This is a genomic window from Oleiphilus sp. HI0125, from assembly GCF_001635355.1.
Genome location: NZ_LWGF01001492.1, coordinates 1 through 634 on the forward strand (window position 1 = coordinate 1; position 634 = coordinate 634).

A 634-nucleotide genomic window follows, 5' to 3' on the forward strand; every position below is an offset into this window, starting at 1 on the left:
AAGAAGAGATCGCTCAAAACTCTTGGCTAACCTGCGTATCTAGTGAAGAAGTGATCTTTTATACCGACACCAAAAGCCGCTATGACAGAGCATTAGCAAGCATCGGGCTAGATGCAAGCCAACTCACATGGCAAGCAGGCCATGCCTAAAAATTATATCTGCTTCGATTTCGGTCTAAAACGCATTGGTGTTGCTGTTGGTAATGACTTCATTGCAACAGCCAAAGAACTATCACCAATAAAAGCGAAAGACGGCACTCCCAATTGGCAACAACTTGAGGCACACCTAAAAGAGTGGCAGCCAACAGCAGCCGTTATTGGCCTGCCGCTTAACATGGATGGAAGTGAGAGTGAGCTCAGTGCTCGGGCACGAAAATTCGCAAATAGAATACATGGTCGCTATCACCTAGCAACGCACATGCAAGACGAACGTTTATCAAGTTACGAAGCAAAAGGAATTGTATTGTCTGAACAGGGGCATAGAGACTTTGGTGAATATTCAGTAGACGGCCTTGCGGCCTGCCTCATCTTAGAAAGTTGGTTTGCGCAGAAGCAAGACGAGAACTAACTCGAAAAGATTAAGATAAGAATCAAAGGAAGATGCACTGATTAAACCCTCAGAATTAAACCAGTGC

1 protein-coding gene is annotated in these 634 nt (G+C 44.8%); it reads left to right on the top strand.

Annotation, left to right across the window (positions count from 1 at the left end):
* Positions 1 to 141: 141 nt before the first annotated feature.
* A complete protein-coding gene (gene ruvX / locus A3762_RS25130) occupies positions 142 to 567 on the top strand; it encodes a Holliday junction resolvase RuvX (RefSeq protein ID WP_068757115.1) in 426 nt (141 codons plus the stop codon).
* The last annotated feature ends 67 nt before the right edge of the window (positions 568 to 634 follow it).

What these genes read in the sequence shown, in the direction of transcription:
- ruvX (WP_068757115.1), top strand. Translation starts at nt 142, where the DNA reads ATGCCTAAAAATTATATCTGCTTCGATTTCGGTCTAAAACGCATTGGT.